Genomic DNA, 23,386 nt, shown 5'->3' with positions numbered 1-23,386 from the left:
CTCCTGTCAGCCCGGTCGGGTCGGCGAGAGACTATGGCCGGGACCGGCGGCGGTCCACCTATTGCGGCTGGATGCGCGCGATCCGCACGTACTCGGCCCATTTGACGCGTTCGGCGCGGTCGACCTCGGCGCACTGCGCGAGATCCAGGCGCCGCGGTGTCAAGGCGAACTCCTCGACCAGCCGCTTGTGGATCTCGGGCGCGAAGATCGCCTCGTTGATCAGCGCATTGAGGCGCTGCTTGATGTCGTCGGGCACGGCGCGCGGCACCGCGACGGCCAGGAAGCCCGTGGTGCTGAAGCCGGGGAACGTCTCCGACAGCGCCGGCACGTCACGATAGAGCGGGCTGCGCTGTGGCAGCGAGATCGCCAGCGCCCGGGCCTTGCCGGCGACGACCTGGCCGCGCGACGCCGTCAGGTCGACGAACATGAAATCGATGTTGCCGGCGTAGAGGTCGGTCCAGGCATTGCCGATCGCCTTGTAGGCAACGCCCTGCCACTCGACGCCGGCCTGCTTGGCCAGCACCTCCGAAGGCACCTGGGAGCTGGCGTTGAAATAGCCGAAGTTGAGCTTGCCGGGATTGGCTTTGGCGTAGGCGATCAGGTCGGCCAGGGACGCATGCCGGCTGCCGGCCGGCACCACCAGGAAGGCGCCGCTCGAGCCGATCACGCCCACGACCTGGAAGTCCGTTTCCGGGTCGTAGCCGGGGTTCCGGTACATGTGGATGTTGGCGGCGTTGGTCGAGGTCGTGGCCAGCATCAGCGTGTAGCCGTCGGGCGCGGCGGCTTTCACGGCCAGCACGCCGACAATGCCGTTGGCGCCGGGCTTGTTCTCGACGACGACCGGCTGGCCCGTCTTGTCCTCGATGAACCTGCCCACCAGCCGCGCCGTGATGTCGCCCGAGCCACCCGGCGCGAACGGCACGATGATGTGGACGGCCCTGGCCGGCCAGGTCTGCGCCGCCGCCGGCGTGGCGGCGAGCGCGCAGAGCGCGAGGAAGGAGCGGCGCGCGAGCGCCGGGCGATGTGGCGTCATGGCATCGCAGCTTAATCAAAATGACCGCGCTTGCGAGTCGGCCGGGATCCTCACCCACGCAACACATGAAACCACAAGACGTCCCGGCGCAGTTGGCGCGAAACGTGCTGGCCTTACCGTGCGCCCAACCCGACACGGCCAACGGAACGAGAGGAGGCCTCCATGACCCCCATGCAGAAGGCGCTGGTGCAGACGAGCTTTGCGCGGGTCGTGCCGATCAAGGAGACGGCTGCCGATCTTTTCTACAGCCGGCTGTTCGAGATGGATCCGTCCTTGCGATCGCTTTTCAAGGGCAGCATCAAGGAACAGGGCACGAAGCTGATGGCCATGATCGCGATTGCCGTGAACGGCCTCGACCGGCTCGAGGCCCTCCTGCCGGCAGTGCAGGCGCTGGGCCGTCGTCACGCCGGCTATGGCGTGACGGAGCGGCACTACGACACCGTCGCCGGCGCGCTGCTCTGGACCCTGGAAAAAGGCCTCGGGCCGGCATTCACCGAGGAGGTCCGGACGGCATGGGCCGCCTGCTACGGCCTGCTGGCGGACACGATGAAGCAGGCCGCGTCCGAGACATCGACTGCAACAGGCGACTGAGCGCAAGCCGAACTGCGGTGTCCCGCAGGGCTGCGGCTGACCCGGCGCGACCGCCGCTGCAGGTGGCGGCCGCCAGTGACGACGGCCCGCTGATGCCTCAATCTATCTCACAACTCCGGCTTCACGCCGGCAGCCTTGATCACGCCGGCCCAGCGCGCGATCTCGTCGGCCAGGAAGCGGCCGGTGCGGTCCGGCGACCACCCGCTCGGGATGATCGCCCATTCGATCAGCCGGTCCTTGACCTCGCCCGCCAACACGATGTCCGCGATCTTGCGTGACAGGCGGTTCGTGATCTCTGCGGGCACGCCGGCCGGCGCCAGCACCATCATCCAGGTGGCGGATTCGAGCGCCGGACCGCCGTCTTCGGTGATCGTCGGCACCTCGGCCGCGGCCGGCAGGCGTTCACGCGACAGCATCGCCAGGGCCTTGATCTTGCCGGCCCTTGTTGGCGGTCAGCACCAGGGGCGCGATGCCCATCAGCGACACCGGCGTGAAGCTGCGGATGGGATCGAACGGCAGCTTGCCGGCATAGAGCGTGGCATTGGCGGCGTGCCCGGCGATGACCGTCAGCAAGGTCAGCCCGTCCGGCGCCGCCCGCGAAACGGTCTCGGCGCCGATGATCGAGTTGGCTCCCGGCTTGTTGTCGACCACGATGGTCTGGCCCAGAGCAGGCCCCAGCTTGGTGCCCACCAGCCGCGTGACGGCATCGGTGATGCCGCCGGCAGGATAGGGAACGACCCAGCGGATCGGCTTGTCCGATGCCGCCCGGCCCATCGCGGGCAAGCCAAGCAGGGCAGCGGCGGCTCCGGCACCAAGGGCGCGCCGGCGTATGGCGATCGTCATTTCAGTCTCTTCTCTTGGACAGTCACAAGCGACTAGGCGGCAAGCAGGGCCTGCGCGTCCTGCAGCGACACGGGCGCATCGTCGAACAGGCGGTCGCAGACGGCGTTCTCCCAGCGATCGTCGGGCAGGCTGAAGGGATCGGAGCGGCCCAGGCGATGGTCGATGACCAGGCGCGCCATCAGCAGTCGTCGTGCATCGCCGCCTTCCGCGCCCAGCCGCGCTCCTTCGCTTGCCATCAAGGCCGCGCTCGCGACGTGGTAGAGGCCGGTCGCCGCCTTGCGGCTCGACGCCTCGGCCTGCGGCTGGCGTGCGACGGCCTCGGCGAACGCGATCGCGCGATCGACCAGCTGCATCAGCTCGCCTCGGAACTGACCGGGGAGCGGCGCGTCCTTCAGGTGGCCGTGCAGGCCGGCGGCCAGCGCGACATGGGCCTGCTCCTTGCCCACCGCGCGGCGCACGATATCGAGCGCGTTGACGCTGCTGGTGCCTTCCCAGAGCACGCCAAGATGAGCGTCGCGCACCAGCTTGGCATTGCGCCAGTCCTCGATGTAGCCGTTGCCGCCGCGCATCTCCATGGCGCCGGTCGCGACCGCGACATTGTCGCGGCAGGCGCGGTACTTCACCAGCGGCGTCAGGATCCGCAGCTGCGCCTCGTCGTTGGCGGCGAGCGCGGCGGCCGCGGCCAGGCCGACCGACAGCGCCTGCTCGGTGGGCAGCATCAGCTTCAGCAGCTGGCGGCGCGCCAGCGGATGCTCGATGACCCGCCGGCCGAATGTGCGGCGATGGCGCGCCACCTGCAACGCCTCGTTGAGGCAGCGGCGCATCATGCCGGCGGCACGGAAGCCGTGCGACAGCCGGCACAGGTTGACCTGGTCCATCATCTGCTTCAGGCCGCGCCCGGGCTCGCCCAGCAGGTAGGCGACCGCTCCTTCCATGATGGTCTCGCCCGAGGCCATCGAGCGCGAGCCGAGCTTGTCCTTCAGGCGCGCGATGCGATAGCGGTTGCGGCGGCCATCCTCAAGGTGCCGCGGCATGAGGAACAGCGACAGGCCGGCATTGCCCGCCGGCGCACCTTCACACCTCGCGAGCAGCAGGACGACCTCCGAATCGACGCAGGAGCAGAACCACTTGTCGCCCCACAGCTCCCAATGGTCGCCGGCGCGCCGCGCCGTGAGCGCGCTCTGCGAGACGTCGGAGCCACCGGCCTTTTCCGTCATGAACTGCGCGCCGCGCAGCAGCGCATCCATGTCCTGCGTCAGCATCCCCGGCAGGAAGCGCTGCTTGATCGCCGCGTCGGCATAGTTCTGGATCAGCACGACGCAGGTGTCCGTGGCCGACACCGGGCACAGCAGGCCGAACTCGGACTGCGCGAACAGGTAGTTGAAGGTGTACTTCACCACGGGCGGCGCGATGTCCGGCCACTCGAGCACGCCGGCGCGCCGCGACATGGCGTGCATGCCGAACACGCCATACGCGATCCGCTCCATCTCCCGATAGGCCGGGTGATATTCGACCCAGTCCTCGTCGCGGCCGAAACGGTCGCGTTGATGGAGGATCGGCGAGCGCTTGTCGGACTGCATGGCGCAGTCGTCCAGCACGGTGCCCGCCAGCGCCCCCAGCCGGTCGAAATGCGGCTCGAAGTGAGCCCGTGCCGCCGGGTCGAGGTAGAGCCCCAGCAGATCGCGGATCGACCGGTCGATCTGCCAGAAGTTGAGTCCATGGCAATCTGGCGCGATCAGATCGGATCCGATCGGGACGGCGCCAGGTTGGATCTGTGTGACGGCATTCATGAGGTTTTCTCTCGCCTGAAAGCGGAAGATTTCGATTTCGGTGGCGCGAAGCCAGGCGCCGCGACCGGCCGCGACAAACGACTAATTGACAATAAATCGTTGATCTGAACTCAATAGATAATCACCATGGCCCGCCGCCTACCCTCCCTCACTGCGCTGCGTGCGTTCGATGCCGCCGCGCGGCGCCGGCATTTTTCCCGCGCGGCAGAAGAGCTCGCCGTCACGCCCGGTGCGATCAGCCGCCAGATCCAGGCCCTGGAGCAGGCGCTGGCTGTCCAGCTGTTCCGGCGCAGCGGCCGCAGCGTCGAACTCACCGAGCGGAGCCGCACCTTCGCCAGCGAGGTCGCTGATGCGTTCGACCGTCTGGCGCTGGCCGCCGACAGGGTGCGCGGCCGCAATCACCCGGGACCGCTGTCGATCTGCGCCTATCCGACATTCGCGATGCGTTGGCTGATGCCGCGCTGGCGGAAGTTCCACGACCTGCATCCCGGCATCGACCTGCAGCTTGCCACGTCGCTGGCGGCGGTCGACGCCGTCGACGGCGGATACGACGCCGTCGTGCGCATCGGCGATGGCCGGCTGCCGGGCACGATTCGATCGCGCTCGCGCCGATCGACGTCTTTCCGGTCTGCGCCCCGAAGCTGCGCCGCAAGCTACGCCATCCGCTGGATCTGCGCGGCCACGTCCTCATCCATTCCGCGACACGCCCGCACGACTGGCCGCGCTGGCTGCGGGAGGCGGGTGTCGAGGGGCAGATCGACGGCAGCCACGGGCCCCGGTTCGAATCGCTGGGGCTGGCCTATCAGGCGGCGATCGAAGGCGTCGGCGTAGCAATGGGTGTCGGCTGCCTCGTGGCCGACGACCTGGCGGCCGGCAGGCTGGCCCGGCCGATGTCATTCATCTATCGCAGCCGGTGGACGTTCAACCTGATCTATCCCAGCGCGCGGGCCGCCGACCCGCGGCTGGCGGCCCTCTGCGCCTTCCTCCGCGCCGAATCGGAGGTCGGCAGCCGGCCCTGAACGCCATGCGTCTCAGGCCGGCGCCTTGACCTGGTCGAGATAGGCGCCGTAGCCCTGTGCTTCCATGTCGTCACGATGGATGAAGCGCAGCGAGGCCGAGTTGATGCAGTAGCGTAGGCCGCCGCGATCGCGCGGGCCGTCGGGGAAAACGTGACCCAGATGGCTGTCGCCGTGCGCCGAGCGCACCTCGATGCGGATCATGCCGTGCGAGGTGTCGCGCAGCTCGCTCACGTTGGCGGACTCGATCGGCCTGGTGAAGCTCGGCCAGCCGCAGCCCGACTCGTACTTGTCGGTCGAGGCGAACAGCGGCTCGCCCGAGACGATGTCGACATAGATGCCGGGCTCCTTGTTGTGGAGGAGCTCGCCCGTGCCCGGCCGCTCCGTGCCGCTCTGCTGGGTGATGTAGTACTGCTCCGGCGTCAACGCCGCGACGGCTTCGGCAGTCTTGCGATACTCGGTCATGATGGACCTCCGTTTCCCCCAATATGGGATACCGGGTGGTCGCGGGCAATCGGGCAGCGCGGCCGCGGCTGGAGCCGACGGCAGCGACGATGCCGGCACCTCCGAGCTCGACCGCCAACGAGACATCAGCTCCGAAGCAGAATTGTGGGCCGAAACTCAACAACAGATCAGACTGGCGATCATTCAGTCTCTCCTCTCCTCTGATCGGATTGGCATATGAGCTTCAGAATCAGACACGTGAATCGGTGATTTCCACGGCAAACTCCCGTTTTAATAGTTATTATTTCTTATACACAACTATCAGTATATGTCTCTGTGCAACAGAATCAGCTACCATTCCGGTCTCAGGGGGGGGTGCCATGGAGCAGTTGATCCGCGTAGCCATTGCTGCCGCAGCGGTGCTTGTTGGGAGCTTGGTTTGGAGGCTAACGCGAGACAAGATCGGAGCCTTTGCTGCGGGGCTCCTGTCGACGGCAGCGGGTCTTTTGGTCGGCGCGGTGATTTTCCTCTCTGGATATGTCGGCCAGTTCATCCTCATCCGTGTATCGGACGACTACGCCTGGAGCATGATCCAGAAGAGCATGGAAGTGTCCGGTCTCGACCTGAGATTGCTGTTCGAGGTCGATCAGCGCATCGAGCCGGAGTTCAGGCGCGAAGCGATCGCGCTGAGCCGGAAATACACAGGAAACCGCAAGGCGCTGAGCGACGCCAGCGACGAAGTGGGCCGGGCGATATACCGAAAGTACATCGGTCAAAGGGCGCCGCATGGCAGCCCCGCTTCCGTTACCGAATGGGGGCGTGCGTACCTGGCGCTGCTGGAAAAGCTTGCGGCAACGTCAAAACCGGCTTGTGGTGAGTTCTCGCTGGGGCGCAGCGCCGGTGTGACCCGGATGCTGTCCCACCTCCGGCCTGAAGTGAATAGGATGATTGTGGCTGCCGTGTCCGCCTACAAGACAGGCGACGCGCGCAATCCAGTGCCCACCGAGAGCGCCATGGAGGCTGTCTGGATAGAGATGTACACAGGCGCGGGCACCCCTTTCACCGCTCAGGACCTGGATGACCTCGACAAGATCGAGACGCTTCCACATCCCCGGGCATGCGACCTCACGGTCGCCGTCTTCAGAAGGGCCGTCGTATTGTCGCCGGAGCATCGCGTGATGTTCTTCCGCTGGATGCTTTACGACAGCTTCAAGGACTGACGGCGGATATTGCCGAGCACCCGACGAAGTAGGATTGGCGGAAGAGAGTGGGAGTCGAACCCACGAAGGACCGTCCAACGACCCTTACTGGATTTGAAGTCCAGCCGCCCCACCGGGAGCGTTTCCCTTCCCCATTCGCGGCGCCGTGCACGCCGCTCGCCCAAGAGGCGAGGCGGACACTACGATGGTCCGGCGCCTTTGACGAATCGCTCGTATCGGTCCTTGTTCACCACGCGAACCTGATCGCGCAAGGTGGTGACGCCGCCGCGGTCGAAGAATTCCAGGATATGGATCGCCACCTTGCGGCCGCCGCCGATGCGATCGCGGAACTCGGCGGCCTTGAACCTGCCGTCGGCGGCCTTGGTCGCGAGGTCGGCGGCGATCCGGGCCATCTCGACCACCGGCCCACGCAGGAAGAAGTGGTCGTGCGCCACTTGCCAGACCAGGCCCATCTTGCTCAGCCGCCGCAGCAGGTCCCGGACCTTGGCCTCGGCCACGTCGTAGCGATCGGCGAAATCGCGCACCCGCGGCGGGCCGAATGGACTCTGCTCCATCACCGGCCGGATCCAGCCCCACAGCTTCTCGTCCTCCGGCGAGAGGCGCACCGCATGGCCCGGCAGGCGCAGCCACGGCCCGTCGGCCTCCAGCGCCCTGGCCGCCAGCAAGGCGGCGGCGATGGCGCCGAAGGATGGCGCCGCGATCTTCATCGGCAGGGCCACACGCAGCTTCTCGGGCTCCAGGCCGGGGCTGTTGGGCTGCTTTTCGTGATGCGCGCCCAGGGTCTGCGTCACCGCCGCGGTGATCGCCGCCAGCTGAGCCGGGGACAGCGCGATGCTGCCGCCCGATCCATCGGCCATCGGCAACGCGTCCAGGCTGGCGGCGGCCACGGCGGCATCGCGCGACGCGGGCCGCAGGTTGCGCGCCTGTCCGAAAGCCACAAGGTCGATGATATAAGGCGGTAGCGCCGCCAGCGCGGCGAGCGCCGCGACGGGGTCGGTCTGCCGCAGCGCCGACAGCAGCGCCAGGCGCTCGGGCCGTCGGCGGAAGCGCGTCGGCGGCCAGGGGTCGAGCACCATGCCGCCGGCCATGGTGCGCCGGGCCGACTGGTCGCGCAGGATCAGGCGATCGCCATGCAGTGCGCCGACCGGCCGATCGAGCACGAGCTGGGCCAGCGCCGCGGCGCCGGGGGCCAGGGTCTCGGCATCGAGCAGGACGACACGGCCCATCACATGGGCGGCGCCCAGATGCAGGTGCACCGGCGTCCAGTGCCGCATCGGACGCTGCTCGTCGGCGAGCAGGCGCAGATGCACGTCCAGCCGGTCGGTCGGCCGGCGCAGCTCAGGCGACACCAGCCAGTCGCCGCGGTGGATCGCATCCTTGGCGATCTGTGGGCCGGCGACGTTGAGCGCGCAGCGCTGGCCGGCGCGACCGGTCTTGGCCGGCGTGTTCTGCGCGTGGATGCCGCGCACGCGCGCCGCGGCGCCGGATGACAGCAGCGCCAGCGGCTCGTCCTGGCGCGCCTCGCCCGCGAACACCGTGCCGGTCACCACCGTGCCGGCACCGGCCACGGTGAAGCAGCGGTCGATCGGCAGCCGGAACCAGCCATCGACGGCGCGGTCGGCGGTGGCCTCGGCCTCCAGCTCCAGCCGCGCCTTCAGGTCGGCGACACCGAGTCCGGATTGCGCCGACACTGGCATGATATCGGCATCGGCCAGCGTGGTGCCGGCCAGCATGGCGCGTATCTCGCCTTCCAGCTCGGCCAGCCGGTCGGCGTCGGCAAGATCGGCCTTGGTGATGGCAACGATGCCACGCGCCACACCCAGCAGGTCGAGGATCGCCAGGTGCTCGCGCGTCTGCGGCATCGGCCCGTCGTCGGCCGCCACCACCAGCAGCGCGACATCGATGCCGCCGACGCCGGCCAGCATGTTGTGGATGAAGCGCTCGTGGCCCGGCACGTCGACAAAGCCCAGCGTGCGGCCGTGCGCCAGCGGCAGATAGGCGAAGCCGAGATCGATGGTGATGCCGCGCGCCTTCTCCTCGGGCAGCCGATCGGTGTCGACACCGGTCAGCGCCCGCACCAGCGTCGTCTTGCCATGGTCGATATGGCCCGCGGTGCCGACGATCATGGACCTCTCCCGCTGGCGATCGAAGAGCGCGCCAGCGCTCTTCGGGTGAGGGCTTCACGCACGACATCTCGTGTGCATCCCTCACCCTCCCATCGCGCTGGCGCGCGACGGACCCCTCCCTCTCCCGCTGGCGGGAGAGGGGCTACGACGCACTCTGGGACGATACCTCTCATGCCCCATCTCCCGCCGCGATGCGACGCTCGGCTTCGGCGACCTCGTCCGGCGACACAACCTGCCGCACGCGGACCAGGAAGCCGGCGGCAGTCTCGCTGCCCTGGCGCTGTGCGCGCGTAAGCCAGCGCCAGGCCATCATCTGGTCTGCCGCGACGCCCAGCCCCAGGTGATAGGCGGCGCCGAGCATGGCCTGCGCTTCGGCATCGCCCAGGCGTGCTGCTGTCTCGAACCAGCGCGCAGCCGCGGCCGCATCGCGCGCCACGCCCCAGGCGTTGTGATGGATCTGACCCAGCCGGCACATCGCCGAGGCCACGCCCTGCGCCGCCGCCGGCTCGGCCCAGCGCCGGGCCAGCAGCCAGTCGCGCTCCATGCCGACGCCCTCGCACGCCATCCAGCTCAGCATGTTCTGCGCCTCGGGATCGCCGGCCTCGGCGGCACGCCCGTACCAGCGCGCCGCCTGCGACAGGTCGCCGTCGGTGCCGCGGCCTTCGTAGTACATCAGCGCCAGGTTGCGCTGCGCCAGGGCATCGCCGGCCTCGGCGGCATGGCGGAACCAGCGCACGGCTTCGTCATCGTCGCGCGGCACACCGTTGCCGGTCGCGAACAGGCCGCCCAGATTGCTCTGGGCGCGGGCCACCCCCTGGTGCGCCAGCGCATGCCAGATCGTGAACGCAGCCTCGACGTCACCTGCGTCAAACGCCAGCCGCGCGCGCTCAAGCGCCGCATCGACCGGCTCGGCGGCCGGCCGGCGCAAGAGGCGGCTGAGCAGGCTCATGGCGGCAACCCGTTGCGGCTGCGGGCAACGTCGCTCATGCGCCACCCGGCATCTTCAGATGCGCCAGCTGGGCGATGAAAGCCGCTTCGTCTTCCAGGCAACGCAGGTCGAGCTTCAGGCATCCGTCCTCGATGCGCCCGACCACAGGCATCGGCAAGGCACGGAAAGCGGCGGCCAGGCGCTCGACGGCAGCGCCGCTCCTCGTGCCCGTGGCCTTGATCGACAGGCAGTGGCTGGGCAGCAGGTCGACCGGCAGGGCACCGCTGCCGATCTGGCTGCGGCAGGCCTCGACCGCCACCTCGGCCTGGCCGGTCAGCGCCCGGGTCATTGCCGGCAGCAGGCGGTGCGCGACGGCATCGATCTCGGCGGCCGGACGCGTCAGCAGGCGCAAGGTCGGCAGGCGCTCGGCCAGCCGGTCGGGATCGGCGTAGAGCCGCAGGGTCGCCTCCAGCGCCGCCAGACGGCCCTTGTCCAGGCGTAGCGCGCGCTTCAGCGGGTTCTTGTTGAGTTTCTGGATCAGGTCCTTGCGGCCCACGACGATGCCGCATTGCGGACCGCCCAGAAGCTTGTCGCCGCTGAAGGTCACGAGGTCGGCGCCGGCCTGGAGCGCTTCGCGCGGGGTCGGCTCATGCGGCAGGCCCCAGCGTTCCAGGTCGACCAGCTGGCCGCTGCCCAGGTCATTGGCAAATGGCAGACCATGCTTATGGGCCAGCGCCGCCAGCTCGGCCTCGGGCACGCTGTGGGTGAAGCCGACCACGGCATAGTTCGAGGGATGCACCTTCATCAGCATCGCCGTCTCCGGGCCGATGGCTGCCTCGAAGTCGCGCAGATGCGTGCGGTTGGTGGTGCCGACCTCGACCAGCCGGCACCCGGCGCGGGCCATGATGTCGGGCACGCGGAAGGCGCCACCGATCTCGATCAGCTCGCCACGCGATACCGGCACCGCCTTGCCCAGCGCCAGGCTGTTGAGCAGCAGCACGACGGCGGCGGCGTTGTTGTTGACGACCGTGGCGTCCTCGGCCCCGGTCAGCTGCCGCAGCCACGTCCGCACATGATCGTCGCGCTCGCCGCGGCGGCCGTCGGCGACGTCGAACTCCAGGTTCGATGGCCGGCCGAGCACCTCGGCCATGGCCGCAATCGCCGCCTCGGCCAGCAGGGCGCGGCCGAGATTGGTGTGCAGAACGGTGCCGGTGAGATTGAACATCGGCCGCTGCGAGGGCGCCATCCGGGCCGCGAGCTTGTCGGCCGCCAGGGTGGCGACGCCGTCCTCGTCGGCCACGGCTTTTGCGGTGCGCAGGTCGGCAAGCGCGGTGCGCACCGCCTCGACGGCAAGGGTGCGGCCATAGCGCTCGACCAGAGCTTGCGCGGTCGCGCCCTTGAGCACACGGTCGACGGCAGGGAGGCGGGAAAGGTCAGCGGTCACGGAAGGCTCGCACGCGAGACGATGGGCTTCCACCTCTTATACCAGCGCCCCGCCCGCTTCATCTACGCGAAGACCATCCGGCGCATATCCGGCAGCTTCGCCGCTCAGCCCGCAGACGACAGCGGCGGCAGGTCGCCGTCATCCCCATCGGGCATCAGGTAAAAGCTGGGGCAGGCGCGAGCCCAGCCGGCCTCCGATACCAGGATATCGAGCGGCAGGCTGGCGAGGTCATCGGCGACCGGATCGATGTCGGCATCCTCCTCGAGATAGAGGATCTTGGTATAGGTGCGGCATTCGTTGCAGGTCTCGGCGCGCACGGCCTTCGAGCCGCCCTCGATGTTCTGGTAGGCGATGCCCTTGGTCGAGACGCAATGGGCGCACTGGATGCGGGTATAGTTCCAGCGCGTCTGGCACAGCGAGCAGCACAGGAAGCGCGCCCCCTGCCGGCCATGCGCGGCTTCGACCACCGACGCGATCGCCAGCGACCCGCAGACCGGACAGAGGCTGCGGGGCTCGACCGGCGCCAGATCGGCGGGATCCAGCAGCGCCGCCATGCATGCGAAATGCAGCTCCAGCGCCGCCCCCGCAAACAGCACCTCGGCCACTTCCCCGTCCTGATGCTCCTCGCGCAGCACGCGATCGGCCAGCGCCTCGAGCGAGGCATCGTCGCGGCCGGCAAAGGCAGCCAATGCCTGCGCCGCCGGTTCCGGCATGGCGGTCCCTGTCAGCTCCGTCGCGATGGCGCGCGCGCCGGCCACGAACGAGGCATCGCGCTTCCAGGCCAGCCGGTCCAGCACCGGGAGCTCACGGGCGTGACAGAAGGCGATATGGTCCTTGCCGGGCAGTGTTCCCGCCGGCAGCTGCCCGACCGCGCCGTGCTGCGCCCGCGCGATCGCGGTGAGGAAGCGCAAATAGGGTTCCAGAGCGTGACCGGGTGCGAGCGCGGCCAGACGCTCGGCGCGGGACTCGAACAGCGTGGCGGCATCGGGCAGCTGCGCGAAGGGCGGCACGGCGATCTGGCCGATGTCGACCGGCTCGGGAACAATCTTACCTTTGAGGGCCATGGCGACACCGTTTGCAGGACATGTCTGACGATAGGCAGCGCTGCCGGCGGCAGCACCCCGGCTCAGGCCGGTTTGAATAATGTGCGTGCGTCACCCCGGTAGGACATTGTCCCATGGTGGTTCAGCTTGACCTCGGGATCGAGCCAGATCTCACCGCCGATGGCGCGCCAGCGATGGCAGAAGCCATAGTCTTCCGACAAGTAACGGCGGGCACCATCGATGGTTTCGAGAACGCAGTCGAACAGGGCATAGCAATACGGCGCCTGCGGTGCCAGGGCTTCGTCCGGTGTGTAGCGGGTCTGTGGATAGGCCGCCATCATGCGCTCGAGCACCGGTCGGCGGATCATCAGGAAGCCCGATGCCGCATCCAGGATCTCGACCGCGCCCGTGGTCGGGCACTGCCGGACACGGCCATCGGCGTCGTGCTTGAGGTTGAGAGCGTAGGTCGGGGGCATCTTCTTCTTCGGATAGGCACCACAGATCATGTCCTTGTCGGCGGCAAGCAGGCGCAGCACGGCGTCCGGCGACCACTCGATGTCGGCGTCGATGAATAGCAGGTGCGAATGCGGCGATACCATGAACGTCGCGACCAGCGCGTTGCGCGCCCGCGTCACGAGGCTCTCGTCCGGCACGGTGACGACCTCGTGCGGCATGCCCTTGCCCAGCAGCAGCGCCGATGTGCGCAGCATGGATTGGAGATAGGCATTGGTGACGACGCCGCCGTAGCACGGCGTGGCGATCATCAGGCCGGAGAATGTCGTCATGCCACGCCCGTGCGGTCGATCGTGATCGCGCCTACTAGCACAGCGTCCCCCGACAATCGACACCTCGGCCCTCGGGCGCGTTGGCCGCAACCACCGATCGCCTGTGACGGCGAAGCCGCTTCTGTCATGCTCGCCGACCCGTGGTGGCGCTTGCCCGGAGGATGCCGGCGTGAAGATCGCGGTCGTGACGCCGTACTGGCGCGTGATCCCCGAAACGCTCGCCCGCTGCATCGGCTCGGTGCAGCGGCAAACGATCGCAGCGACCCATTACCTCGTGGCTGACGGCGAGCCGCAGGCCTTGGCCGCCAGGAACGACGATGTCCACCTCGTGCTGCCCGCGAATGTCGGCAACACGGGCGCGACCCCGCGCGGCATGGGCGCCCAGCTGGCGTTCAACGACGGCTGCGACGCCGTGGCTTTCCTCGACGCCGACAACTGGCTCGAGCCCGACCACCTGGCGAAAGCCACGGCTTTGCTCGAGCGGGAAGGCCTGGACATCGTGTTCGCGCGCCGCCACATCGTCTTTCCCGACGGCGAGCGGCTGCCACCCGGCGACGAGGAAGACGAAGCCGGCGACCATGTCGACACAAGCTGCCACGTGATCTCCCGGCGGGCGTCATTCATGGCCGGCATCTGGGGCATGTATCCCGGCGCCTTCGGATCCGGCGGCGATCGCCTGCCGCTGCACGTGATTCGGCTGATGGGCCTGCGGACCGGCTTTCTCGCTGAGCGCACGGTCTGGTACGAAACCAACTGGCCCCAGCACTATCAACGTGCCGGCAAGGCGCCGACCGGGCCGCTGCGCCAGCCCTCGCGATCGGTTGTCGCGTGCTTCGACCCGGAAACCTATCGGCAGCACACCGGGATCACGTTGCCTTTCCTGCCCGGGCCCCGGAGCGCAAGGCCGGAGAAGAAGCATCCGCACGACTGGCGCATCGCCGTCGTGACGCCTTGCAGGGACGGCGATGGCACGGCATTGCGGCGCTGCATCGACAGCGTCCGCCGCCAAGGCGATCGCGTCAGCCACGTGGTCGTCTGCAACAGCCCGCCGCCAGCCGAGGCATCCGGCGTGATGTGCCTGTCCCTGCCATGCGGCAGCCCTGCCGATCACGGCGGCACGGCACGCGGCCTGGGCGCGATGCTGGCTTTCCAGCTGGGTTTCGACGCCGTCGCCTTCCTCGACGCCGGCAGCGTCCTGAGCCCTGGCCATCTCGACGCGGCCCGCGCCGCGCTGGCGGCGCATCCGGCTGATGTGCTCGTGTCGTCGACCGCGGACGTGCTGGACGGCCTGCTGATCGCGCGCAACGCCGCGCATCTGGGCATCCTCGCGGCGCAGCTGCCGCCCCTGCCCACGCGCGCCCACGCTGCCGCCCTGATGGTCATGATCGCGCGCGCCCGCGGCGCCTCGGTTCACCGCCTGGCGACAGGCGCCCCTGCCGATGCTGCGCCGATGCCACCGGCGACACCGTTCACACTGGATGCATCGACGCTTTTTCAGAGGACCGGGGTTCGCGCCGCCGGCGCCCTCACTTAGCCTTGCCGACCTCCTCGCGCAGCCACTTGCGATGGTGGCGCCAGGCCCAGCCGCCGGTGACCGAGCCGCGGGTCATGCCACGGATGGTGCCGCGTATCCAGATCGCGGCATAGATATGCGTGATCACCACCGCGATCAGCGCCACGGCCGACAGCGCGTGCACTACCGCGGCCAGCCGCTTCTGCTCGATGGTCAGCAGGTGGCCGAACTGCGAATCCCACAACGCCAGCCCGCTGGTCAGCAGCAGGATGGTGAGCACGCACAGCGACCAGAAGACGAGCTTCTGCCCGGCATTGTACTTGCCGGCCTCCGGCACCTTGGCCTCGTCGCCCGACATCACGTGATTGATGTTCTTCATCCAGGCGCTGTCATCCTTGGTCCACAGATTGAAGCGCCAGAAGCGGATGACCAGGCCGAGGAAGCTCAGCATCGCCACCACGCCCATCCAGGGATGGATGATGCGCGTCCAGACACCGCCGCCGAACAGGTCCGACAGGAAGTACAGCGACGGATGGAACAGCGACATGCCGCTCAACGCCAAGCAGATCATCAGGATGGCGTTGATCCAGTGATTGAGCCGCGCGCCCGGCGTGTAACGGTCGAGGATGTTGTTGTGCTCTGCCATGACACGCTCCCTTTCTTAACCTCTCCCGCAAGCGGGAGAGGTCGACGCGCGCGCAGCGCGCGGCGGGTGAGGGGTTGCACACGAGGTGCCTCGTCCTTGGGCCCTCACCCTCCCATGGCTCTACGCGCCACGGGCCCCTCCCTCTCCCGCTTGCGGGAGAGGGAGAGTTCTACGCCGCCTTGTCGCGGCGCATCTTCTCGGCGGCTTCCTCGTCTTCCGTCTGGACCTCGTTGGGGCCGTGCGTGACGTAGTGGAAGAAGGTGGCCAGCGCCGCCAGGCCGACACCGGCCAGCAGGATCGGCTTGGTGATGCCCTTCCACAGCTCGACCAGGGGACTGATCTTCGGGTCCTTCGGCAAGCCGGCGTAGATCTCCGGCTTGTCCAGGTGCTTGAGCACGTACATCACATGCGTGCCGCCGACGCCGGCCGGATTGTACAGGCCGGCGTTCTTGTAGCCGCGCTCCTTGAGGTCCGCTATCCGATGATCGGCCCAGGCGACCATGTCGGACTTGGTGCCGAAGGAGATCGCCTGCGTCGGGCACACCTTGGCGCAGGCCGGCGCCTGGCCGACCGCGACACGGTCGGAGCAGAGCGTGCATTTATAGGCCTTCTGGTCCTTCGCCGAGATGCGCGGGATGTTGAAGGGGCAGCCCTTCACGCAGTAGCCGCAGCCGATGCAGTTCTCGGAGACGAAATCGACGATGCCGTTCTTGTACTGCACGATGGCGCCCGGCGCCGGGCAAGCCTTGAGGCAGCCCGGGTCGTCGCAATGCATGCAGCCGTCCTTGCGGATCAGCCACTCGAAGCGGCCGTCGACGTCGATTTCCGTGAAGCGCATCAGCGTCCAGGTGTTCTCCGTCAGATCGTGCGGGTTGTCGTAGACGCCGACATTGACGCCGATCTCCTCGCGCAGGTCGTTCCACTCCAGGCAGGCCGACTGGCATGCCTTGCAACCGATGCAGCGCGACACGTCGATCAGCTTGGCGATCGGCACAGTCTCGCGCTGGCTGGGCGGCGTGGTGGTGGTGGCCGAGCGGCGGCGGATGTCGAGGGATTGAAGATTGGCCATGGTTGCCTCCTTCCCCTCAGACCGTCGCCTGGCCGAGCTTCTTCACGTCCACCAGGAACGCCTTGAACTCCGGCGTGTCGGTGTTCGCGTCGCCGACATAGGGCGTCAGCCGGTTGGCACCGAAGCCCTTGCGGGTCGCTCCGGTGAAGCCCCAATGCAGCGGGACGCCCACGGTGTGGATCTTCTTGCCGTCGATGGTCAGCGCCTTGATGCGCTTCGTGACCACCGCCACCGCCTTGATCCGGCCGCGGTTGGAGCGGACCTCGACCATGTCGCCACCGGAGATGCCCTTCTCCTTCGCCAGCTCCTCGCCGATCTCCACGAACTCCTGCGGCTGCAGCACGGCGTTGATCTGGACATGCTTGGTCCAGAAGTGGAAGTGCTCGGTGAGCCGGTACGTGGTGGCGACATGCGGGAAGTCCTGCGGCTTGCCGAAGACCTCCAAGTCGCCCTTGAAGACGCGAGCCACCGGATTAGGTCCCACCTTGGGGTGCAGCGCGTTGGCGACCGGCGCCTCGAACGGCTCGTAGTGCTCAGGGAACGGCCCGTCGCGCAGCAAGCCGCGGGTGAAGAGCCGGGCCGAACCTTCGGGGTTCATGATGAACGGTCCGGCACCGGCCTCGGGCTTGCTGGTGACCACGAAGTCGGGCACGTCGTAGCCGGTCCAGCGCTCGCCATCCCACCACACCTGCTTCTTGGCGGGGTTGAACGGCTTGCCGTTCACATCGCAGGAGGCACGGTTGTACATGATCCGCCGGTTGGCCGGCCATGACCACGCCCATTTGGGCGTCAGCCCCAGGCCACCCGGATCGCTGTTGTCGCGACGGGCCATCTGGTTGCCCGCCTCGGTCCAGCTGCCGGTATAGAGCCAGCAGCCGCTCATGGTCGTGCCGTCGTTGCGCAGCTCGCCGAAGCCGGAAAGCTGCGTGCCCTTGCGCAGGATCATCTTGGTCGGATCCTTCGGGTCGACGACGTCGGCCAACGCCTTGCCGTTGAGCTCGCGCGCCAGCTCCTCGGGCTTGGGGCTCAGGGGATCCTCGTAGTTCCAGGTAAGGTTCACGAACGGATCGGGGAAGGCGCCGCCTTCCTTGCGGTAGAGATCGCGCAGCCTGATGAAAAGCCGCGCCATGATATCGATGTCGGGGAGCGCCTCGCCCGGCGGCTCGGCACCCTTGAAGTGCCACTGCAGCCAGCGGCCGGAATTGACCAGCGAGCCGTTCTCCTCGGCGAACACCGTGGTCGGCAGGCGGAAGACCTCGGTCTGGATCTTCGCCGGATCGACATCGTTGTGCTCGCCGTAGTTCTGCCAGTACTCGCTGGTTTCGGTGGCCAACGGATCCATCACGACCAGGAACTTCAGCTTCTCCAGCGCCGTCTGCAGCTTGCGGCGGTTGGGGAACGACAACAGCGGGTTGAATCCCTGGCAGAAGTAGCCGGTCATCTTGCCTTGATGCATCAGCTCGAAGGCGCGCAGCACGTCGTAGGCGACATCGAGCTTCGGCAGCCAGTCGTAGGCCCAGTCGTTCTCCTTTGTCGCCGCGTCGCCCCACATGGCCTTGGCAAAGCTGACGTAGAACTTGTCGTAGTTCTGCCAGTAGCTGGTCTGGCCCGGCCGCAACGGCTTGAAGCCGCGCGTCTTCATGTAGGTCGCGTAGTCGGGCTCGCGATCCCTGGCCAAGGTGAGGTAGCCCGGGATCAGGTCGCTCATCAGGCCGATATCGGTGAGCCCCTGGATGTTGGAATGGCCGCGCAGCGCGTTCATGCCGCCGCCCGACACGCCGATGTTTCCCAGCAGCAGCTGGATCATCGCCATGGTGCGGATGTTCTGCGAGCCCTTGGAATGCTGGGTCCAGCCCAGCGCGTACATCGACGTCATCACCTTGTCGACCGCCGACGTCTCGGCGATCAGCTTGCATACCTCGAGGAACTTGTCCTTGGGCGCGCCGGTGATGCGCTCGACCATCTCCGGCGTGTAGCGCGCGTAGTGCGTCTTCATGAGCTGATAGACGCAGCGTGGGTCCTGCAAGGTGGGGTCCGACTTCACGAAGCCGTCGTCACCCAGCTCGTAGTCCCAGGTGGCGCGGTCGTAGTCGCGCTTGGCCTCGTCGTAGCCCGAGAACAGGCCGTCCTCGAACTTGAAGTCGCCGCGGATGATGTAGGACGCGTTGGTGTAGTTGGCGACGTACTCCTTCTGGATCTTGTCGTTCTCGACCAGGTACTTGATGACGCCGCCGAGGAAGGCGATATCGGTCCCGGGCCGGATCTGGACAAAGAGGTCCGACATCGCCGCGGACCGCGTGAAACGCGGATCGACGACGATCAGCTTGACCTTGCGATAGTGCTTGGCCTCGGTCACCCACTTGAAGCCGCAGGGATGAGCTTCGGCGGCATTGCCGCCCATGATGATCACCAGGTCGGTATTCTTGATATCCGCCCACAGGTTGGTCATCGCGCCGCGTCCGAATGTTGGGCCCAAACTGGACACCGTCGGACCGTGTCAAACCCTCGCCTGGTTGTCGAAGACGACCATCCCCAACGAACGGACGACCTTGTAGGTCGCCCACGCTGTCTCGTTGGAGGTGGCGGATGCTGCCAGGAAGCCGGTGGAGATCCAGCGGTTGACCGTCTGGCCGTCGGCGTTCTTGGCGATGAAGTTCTTGTCGCGGTCGTCCTTCATCAGGCGCGCGATCTTGTCGATCGCCTGATCCCAGGTGATCCGCGTCCACTCCTTGGCGCCGGGCGCGCGGTGCTGCGGATACAGCAGCCGGGTCTTGGAGTTGATGAAGTCGATCAACGCCGCGCCCTTGGGGCAGAGCGTGCCGCGATTGGTCGGATGGTCGGGATCACCCTCGATATGGATGATCTTACCCTTCACGTTCTTCGCCCCATCGCCCATCGAGTACATGATCACGCCGCACCCGACCGAGCAGTACGGGCAGGTGTTGCGGGTCTCGGTGGTGCGTTCCAGCTTGAAGGCGCGCACGGCGGCCTGCGCCGCCGCCGGCGAGAAGCCCAACGCGGTCAAGGTCGAGGCGCCGACAGCAGCGCCGGTGAGCTTGAACAGCCCGCGTCGGGAGACCGTCACGGCTCCCATGTTGCTTCCTCCTCCACGTCCGCGTCGGAGGTGCGACCAGGAGGCAATTCCGCAGTGTCAAGCCTGCCCCTGGCGTCGCGCCCCAACGGTGCCTGATTAGCGGCGCTTATTGACCTCCAAAGCTTATCTTTGAGCACAGGGTTCCGGCAAGCGAAACCCGCGCCAATCGTAGCGTCCCGAGCTGTGACTGGCGCGATTGTGAGTCGTCAGTCAGTTCAATCAATGACGATCAACTCGCCGGTACAGTCGCGTCGCCGGGACTGGCATAGTCTGCCATGCCACGTATGATGCGCTCTATCGTAAGGACTGACGAATGCCCGCCCGCAACGTCGTGTTGACCGATCACCATGAGAAGGTGATCGACAAGCTGGTGAAATCGGGGCGCTATCAGAACGCCAGCGAGGTGCTGCGCGATGGCCTGAGGCTGGTGGAACAATGCGAGGCGCGGGAGGCTGCCAAACTCAAGGTACTTCAAGAAGCGGCGCGGTCCGGCTTCAGCGACATCGACGGCAGCCGCTACCGACACATTGATGACGACAACCTCGAGGACCTGATCCGTGAATTGGGGCGGCAGGCAGGCGCGCGCGCCGACAAGACCTGATTCCTAAGGCATGCCCGCCTATCGACTCGCAGCGGCCGCCGAGGCCGACATCCGCGATTTGCTGGCGTATTCACAGTCGCAATTCGGCGCACTCGCCCGCGAGCGATACGAAATACTCCTGATCAGCGGGCTGCGTGACCTCATGGCCGATCCGATGCGAGTCGGCGGCTTGGCGCAACCGGAGCTTGGCAAAAACGTCCGTAGCCACCATTTGCGGCATAGTCGCGACCGGACGCGGCATGAGCATGGCATTGTGGCCCGGCCGCGTCATTTGATCCACTATCGTCTTGCCACGACGGATCTGATCGACATCGGTCGTGTTTTGCACGATGCCATGGAGATAGAGCGGCACCTGCCCGCCGACTATAGTGTCGGGGAGTAGGCATCGATCGTGTCATCCGCTTTGTCCCTCGCGACCACCGTCAAACCGCGCCTCGAGCTCGTCCTCGTCGGCGGCGGGCACGCGCATGTCGAGGTGCTGCGGCAGGCGGCGATGAAGCGGCCGGCGCATGTGCGGCTGACCGTGATCGCGCGCGACCTGGAGACACCCTATTCCGGCATGCTGCCGGGGCTGCTGGCCGGGCACTACAGCCACGGCGATGCCCATATCGACCTGCGGCCGCTGTGCCAGGCGGCAGGCGCCCGGCTCTATCACGCCGAGGCCATCGGCCTGGACCTGATCGGCCAGCAGGTGCTGTGCGACCGTCGCCCGCCGGTGCCGTTCGAGCGACTGTCGCTCGATATCGGCTCGCGGCCCGACATGGCCAGCGTGCCGGGCGCGGCGCAGCACACGCTGCCCGTGAAACCCGTGGACGGGTTCCGCCGCGGCTGGGCCGCGATCGAGGCGGGGCTACGTGATGGCATCGAGAAGCGGCGCATCACCGTGATCGGCGCCGGCGCCGGCGGCGTCGAGCTGTGCCTGGCGCTGCAGCACCGGTTGGCCCAGGCAGGGCTGGGCGGCAAGGCATCGTTCGCCCTGGTGACCAAGAGCGCCACGGTCCTGCCGACGCACCCGCCGGCGGTGCAGCGGATCTTCAGCGCCGTGCTGGCCGAGCGCGGCGTGGCGGTGACGACCGGACAGAGCGTCAAAGAGGTGCAGGCCGATGCCGTCGTGCTCGACGACGGCACGACGATGCCGAGCGACGTGACGCTCTGGGTGGTCGATGCCGGCGCGCCGGCATGGCTGCGCGACACCGGCCTGGCGCTGGACGACCGCGGCTTCGTCAAGGTGAACCAGTACCTGCAATCGACTTCGCACGCCGACGTGTTCGGCGCCGGCGACGTCATCGCCTTCGGGCCGCGGCCCCTGGCCAAGGCCGGCGTGTTCGCCGTCCGCGAAGGACCGGTGCTGGCCCACAATCTGCTGGGATCGCCCGACGCAGCGCTGCAGGCCTATGTCCCGCAACGCCGGTTCCTGACCCTGGTCTCCACCGGCAACCAGCATGCCGTGGGCGCGCGCGGCCGGCTGTGGGTGCGCGGCGACTGGGTGTGGCGCTGGAAGAACCGTATCGACCGGCGCTGGATGCGCATGTACCAGGCGCTGCGGCCGGGCGCGATGGCGATGGGCGGCATGGCGCCGGCGGCGGCGGACGGCGGCGACGCGATGGCTGCGATGCGCTGCGCCGGCTGCGGCGCCAAGATCGACGGTGACATCCTGCGCCGCGCGCTGCACGACGTCGCCATCCCGCCACGCGAGGGCGTGCTGCTGGGCGTGCGCGAGGCCGAGGATGCCTCGGCGATCGCCGTGCCGCCGGGCCAGGCCCTGGTGCAGAGCGTCGATTTCTTCCGCGCCCTGATCGACGATCCCTGGCTGTTCGGACGCATCGCGTCGCTGCACTGCCTGTCCGACCTCTTCGCCACCGGCGCGGCGGCGCACAGCGCGCTGATGACCGCCGTGCTGCCGCACGCCCCGCCGCGGCTGCAGGAGAACGACCTGCGGGCGCTGCTGCGCGGCGTGGTCGAGGAGCTCAAGCACGCCGGCGCGACGCTGATCGGCGGCCACACCGGCGAGGGCATGGAGCTCAGCCTGGGCCTGACCGTGAACGGCCTGGCGCCGCTAGCACAATTGCTGCGCAAGGGCGCCCTGAAGGCCGGCGATACCCTGATCCTCACCAAGGCGCTGGGCACCGGCGCGCTGTTCGCGGCCGACATGCGCGGCGAGGCACGCGCGCCCTGGGTCATCGCCGCGATCGACTCCATGCTGCGGTCCAACGGTCCCCCGGGGGAAGCGGCCCGGGCGGCCGGCGCCATCGCCTGCACCGACATCACGGGCTTCGGGCTGGCCGGCCATCTGCTCGAGATGCTGCGTGCCTCGGTCCTCGACGCCGAGCTGTCGCTGGGCGCCGTGCCAACCCTGCCTGGCGCGGCCGATCTGGCGGCGCGCGGCATCGAAAGCACCATGGCGCCGGCCAACCGTGCCGCCGGCGAGCGGTTCATGGCATTGGCCACCACCCGTGCAGGTCTGTTGTTCGACCCGCAGACCTCCGGCGGTCTGCTGATCGGCATCGCGGCCGACAAGGCCGACGCGCTGCTGGCGGCGCTGCGGCCCCATGCGCCGGACGCGGCGGTCATCGGCCGCGTGCTGCCGCGCGCCGGCGCCGGGCCACGCATCGCGCTGGTCGATTGACGTTCTTGCCGCGTCGTGCACCTATCGGCCAGGGAGCAGTGGGCAGCGTTCGACATGAAACTTCTGGGCATCGTAGGCTGGAGCGGCAGCGGCAAGACGAGCCTCATCGAGCGGCTGTTGCCCTGCCTGATCGCACATGGCATCACGGTCTCGACCGTCAAGCGCTCGCATCACGGCTTCGACGTCGACACCGAAGGCAAGGATTCCTGGCGCCACCGCAAGGCCGGCGCGCACGAGGTGATGGTGGCGTCGGAGCGGCGCTGGGCCTTGATGCGGGAGAACCGCGAGGGCGGCGAGATCACGCTGGAGGCGCTGCTGGCGCGCATGACGCCCGTCGACCTGATCCTGGTCGAAGGCTTCACCGGGCACACCCATCCCCGCATCGAGGTCTGGCGTGCCGCCGAAGGCAAGCCGCTGCGCGCCGGCGATGACCCCGGCCTGCTCGCCGTGGCGGCGCCGCGCGCCGACCATCATGCCGGCGCGGCTCATCCCTGGCTCGACCTCGACGACACCGAGGCGGTGGCTTCGTTCATCGAAGCCTGGCTGCGGCAAGAATAGTCGGACAACGAAGCTC

21 protein-coding genes, 1 tRNA gene and 1 pseudogene are annotated in these 23,386 nt (G+C 67.9%); 9 read left to right on the top strand and 14 right to left on the bottom strand.

What is annotated here, in order from left to right:
• Positions 1–58: 58 nt before the first annotated feature.
• Positions 59–1,033 carry a Bug family tripartite tricarboxylate transporter substrate binding protein gene (locus FHP25_RS05790; RefSeq protein WP_147845964.1) on the bottom strand — a complete coding sequence of 325 codons (975 nt, stop codon included), beginning with the start codon at positions 1,031–1,033 and terminating at the stop codon, positions 59–61.
• A 162-nt stretch (positions 1,034–1,195) separates the two neighbouring features.
• Between FHP25_RS05790 and FHP25_RS05785 the strand changes: the two genes are divergently transcribed.
• Positions 1,196–1,624 (top strand): globin family protein, encoded by a 429-nt coding sequence (locus tag FHP25_RS05785; RefSeq protein WP_147845963.1) that lies wholly within the window; start codon positions 1,196–1,198, stop codon positions 1,622–1,624.
• A 107-nt stretch (positions 1,625–1,731) separates the two neighbouring features.
• Here FHP25_RS05785 and FHP25_RS05780 read toward each other — a convergent pair whose 3' ends face one another.
• Genes FHP25_RS05780 through FHP25_RS05770 form a run of 3 tightly spaced genes read right to left on the bottom strand, consistent with a single transcriptional unit; the run spans position 1,732 to position 4,257 of the window.
• Complete coding sequence (locus tag FHP25_RS05780) at positions 1,732–2,040, bottom strand: tripartite tricarboxylate transporter substrate-binding protein (protein ID WP_147845962.1); 309 nt, start codon at positions 2,038–2,040, stop codon at positions 1,732–1,734.
• Positions 2,027–2,467: a tripartite tricarboxylate transporter substrate-binding protein gene (locus tag FHP25_RS05775; RefSeq protein ID WP_147845961.1), complete on the bottom strand. Its 441-nt coding sequence runs from the start codon at positions 2,465–2,467 to the stop codon at positions 2,027–2,029. Before FHP25_RS05775 ends, FHP25_RS05780 begins: the two co-directional genes overlap by 14 nt.
• Positions 2,468–2,499: 32 nt before the next feature.
• Entirely contained in the window at positions 2,500–4,257 is a 1,758-nt protein-coding gene (locus tag FHP25_RS05770) for an acyl-CoA dehydrogenase family protein (RefSeq protein ID WP_147845960.1), read from the bottom strand.
• A gap of 126 nt (positions 4,258–4,383) precedes the next feature.
• Here FHP25_RS05770 and gcvA point away from each other — a divergent pair.
• Positions 4,384–5,276 (top strand): annotated as a pseudogene (gene gcvA, locus FHP25_RS42570) (transcriptional regulator GcvA).
• Between the two features lie 12 nt (positions 5,277–5,288).
• On the opposite strand, the gene msrB reads toward gcvA, so the two are convergent.
• A complete protein-coding gene (msrB, locus tag FHP25_RS05760; RefSeq protein ID WP_147845959.1) occupies positions 5,289–5,738 on the bottom strand; it encodes a peptide-methionine (R)-S-oxide reductase MsrB in 450 nt (149 codons plus the stop codon).
• Between msrB and FHP25_RS05755 the strand changes: the two genes are divergently transcribed.
• On the top strand, positions 5,737–5,958 hold the full coding sequence (locus FHP25_RS05755; RefSeq protein ID WP_147845958.1) for a hypothetical protein: 222 nt from the start codon (positions 5,737–5,739) through the stop codon (positions 5,956–5,958). The genes msrB and FHP25_RS05755 overlap by 2 nt on opposite strands.
• Before the next feature lie 139 nt (positions 5,959–6,097).
• Positions 6,098–6,937, top strand: coding sequence for a hypothetical protein (locus FHP25_RS05750; protein WP_147845957.1), 840 nt, complete (start codon positions 6,098–6,100; stop codon positions 6,935–6,937).
• A gap of 35 nt (positions 6,938–6,972) precedes the next feature.
• Here the strand turns inward: FHP25_RS05750 and FHP25_RS05745 are convergent.
• From FHP25_RS05745 to FHP25_RS05720, 6 genes are all read right to left on the bottom strand, one after another.
• Positions 6,973–7,068, bottom strand: a tRNA-Sec gene (locus tag FHP25_RS05745).
• A 48-nt stretch (positions 7,069–7,116) separates the two neighbouring features.
• Positions 7,117–9,063, bottom strand: coding sequence for a selenocysteine-specific translation elongation factor (gene selB, locus FHP25_RS05740; protein WP_147845956.1), 1,947 nt, complete (start codon positions 9,061–9,063; stop codon positions 7,117–7,119).
• A gap of 169 nt (positions 9,064–9,232) precedes the next feature.
• Complete coding sequence (locus FHP25_RS05735; protein WP_147845955.1) at positions 9,233–10,012, bottom strand: tetratricopeptide repeat protein; 780 nt, start codon at positions 10,010–10,012, stop codon at positions 9,233–9,235.
• Between the two features lie 34 nt (positions 10,013–10,046).
• Positions 10,047–11,435: an L-seryl-tRNA(Sec) selenium transferase gene (selA, locus tag FHP25_RS05730; RefSeq protein ID WP_147845954.1), complete on the bottom strand. Its 1,389-nt coding sequence runs from the start codon at positions 11,433–11,435 to the stop codon at positions 10,047–10,049.
• A gap of 104 nt (positions 11,436–11,539) precedes the next feature.
• A complete protein-coding gene (gene fdhE / locus FHP25_RS05725) occupies positions 11,540–12,499 on the bottom strand; it encodes a formate dehydrogenase accessory protein FdhE (protein ID WP_147845953.1) in 960 nt (319 codons plus the stop codon).
• Between the two features lie 62 nt (positions 12,500–12,561).
• Positions 12,562–13,263 (bottom strand): glycosyltransferase family 2 protein, encoded by a 702-nt coding sequence (locus tag FHP25_RS05720; RefSeq protein WP_147845952.1) that lies wholly within the window; start codon positions 13,261–13,263, stop codon positions 12,562–12,564.
• 169 nt (positions 13,264–13,432) lie between these two features.
• On the opposite strand from FHP25_RS05720, the gene FHP25_RS05715 reads away from it, so the two are divergent.
• Positions 13,433–14,797: a glycosyltransferase gene (locus tag FHP25_RS05715; protein ID WP_178133325.1), complete on the top strand. Its 1,365-nt coding sequence runs from the start codon at positions 13,433–13,435 to the stop codon at positions 14,795–14,797.
• Here FHP25_RS05715 and FHP25_RS05710 read toward each other — a convergent pair.
• The 3 genes from FHP25_RS05710 to fdnG form a co-directional block, all read right to left on the bottom strand.
• On the bottom strand, positions 14,790–15,422 hold the full coding sequence (locus FHP25_RS05710) for a formate dehydrogenase subunit gamma (RefSeq protein WP_147845950.1): 633 nt from the start codon (positions 15,420–15,422) through the stop codon (positions 14,790–14,792). The two genes, FHP25_RS05715 and FHP25_RS05710, sit on opposite strands and share 8 nt — an antisense overlap.
• Positions 15,423–15,591: 169 nt before the next feature.
• Positions 15,592–16,491: a formate dehydrogenase subunit beta gene (fdxH, locus tag FHP25_RS05705; protein WP_147845949.1), complete on the bottom strand. Its 900-nt coding sequence runs from the start codon at positions 16,489–16,491 to the stop codon at positions 15,592–15,594.
• A 16-nt stretch (positions 16,492–16,507) separates the two neighbouring features.
• On the bottom strand, positions 16,508–19,585 hold the full coding sequence (fdnG, locus tag FHP25_RS05700) for a formate dehydrogenase-N subunit alpha (protein ID WP_218578207.1): 3,078 nt from the start codon (positions 19,583–19,585) through the stop codon (positions 16,508–16,510).
• Positions 19,586–19,898: 313 nt separating this feature from the next.
• Between fdnG and FHP25_RS05695 the strand changes: the two genes are divergently transcribed.
• Genes FHP25_RS05695 through mobB form a run of 4 tightly spaced genes read left to right on the top strand, consistent with a single transcriptional unit; the run spans position 19,899 to position 23,370 of the window.
• Positions 19,899–20,186, top strand: a complete 288-nt coding sequence (locus FHP25_RS05695) for a type II toxin-antitoxin system ParD family antitoxin (protein ID WP_147845948.1) — start codon at positions 19,899–19,901, stop codon at positions 20,184–20,186.
• A 10-nt stretch (positions 20,187–20,196) separates the two neighbouring features.
• The gene (locus FHP25_RS05690) at positions 20,197–20,568 is read left to right on the top strand and encodes a type II toxin-antitoxin system RelE/ParE family toxin (protein ID WP_147845947.1); all 372 of its coding nucleotides are present in this window, start codon (positions 20,197–20,199) and stop codon (positions 20,566–20,568) included.
• A gap of 9 nt (positions 20,569–20,577) precedes the next feature.
• Positions 20,578–22,812: a selenide, water dikinase SelD gene (selD, locus tag FHP25_RS05685; RefSeq protein WP_218578206.1), complete on the top strand. Its 2,235-nt coding sequence runs from the start codon at positions 20,578–20,580 to the stop codon at positions 22,810–22,812.
• A 54-nt stretch (positions 22,813–22,866) separates the two neighbouring features.
• Entirely contained in the window at positions 22,867–23,370 is a 504-nt protein-coding gene (gene mobB, locus FHP25_RS05680) for a molybdopterin-guanine dinucleotide biosynthesis protein B (RefSeq protein WP_147845946.1), read from the top strand.
• The last annotated feature ends 16 nt before the right edge of the window (positions 23,371–23,386 follow it).

The organism is Vineibacter terrae (assembly GCF_008039615.1).
Classification (GTDB): domain Bacteria; phylum Pseudomonadota; class Alphaproteobacteria; order Reyranellales; family Reyranellaceae; genus Vineibacter; species Vineibacter terrae.
Note: the sequence above shows the minus strand (reverse complement) of the source record. Positions and strands in the feature narration are given on the sequence as shown.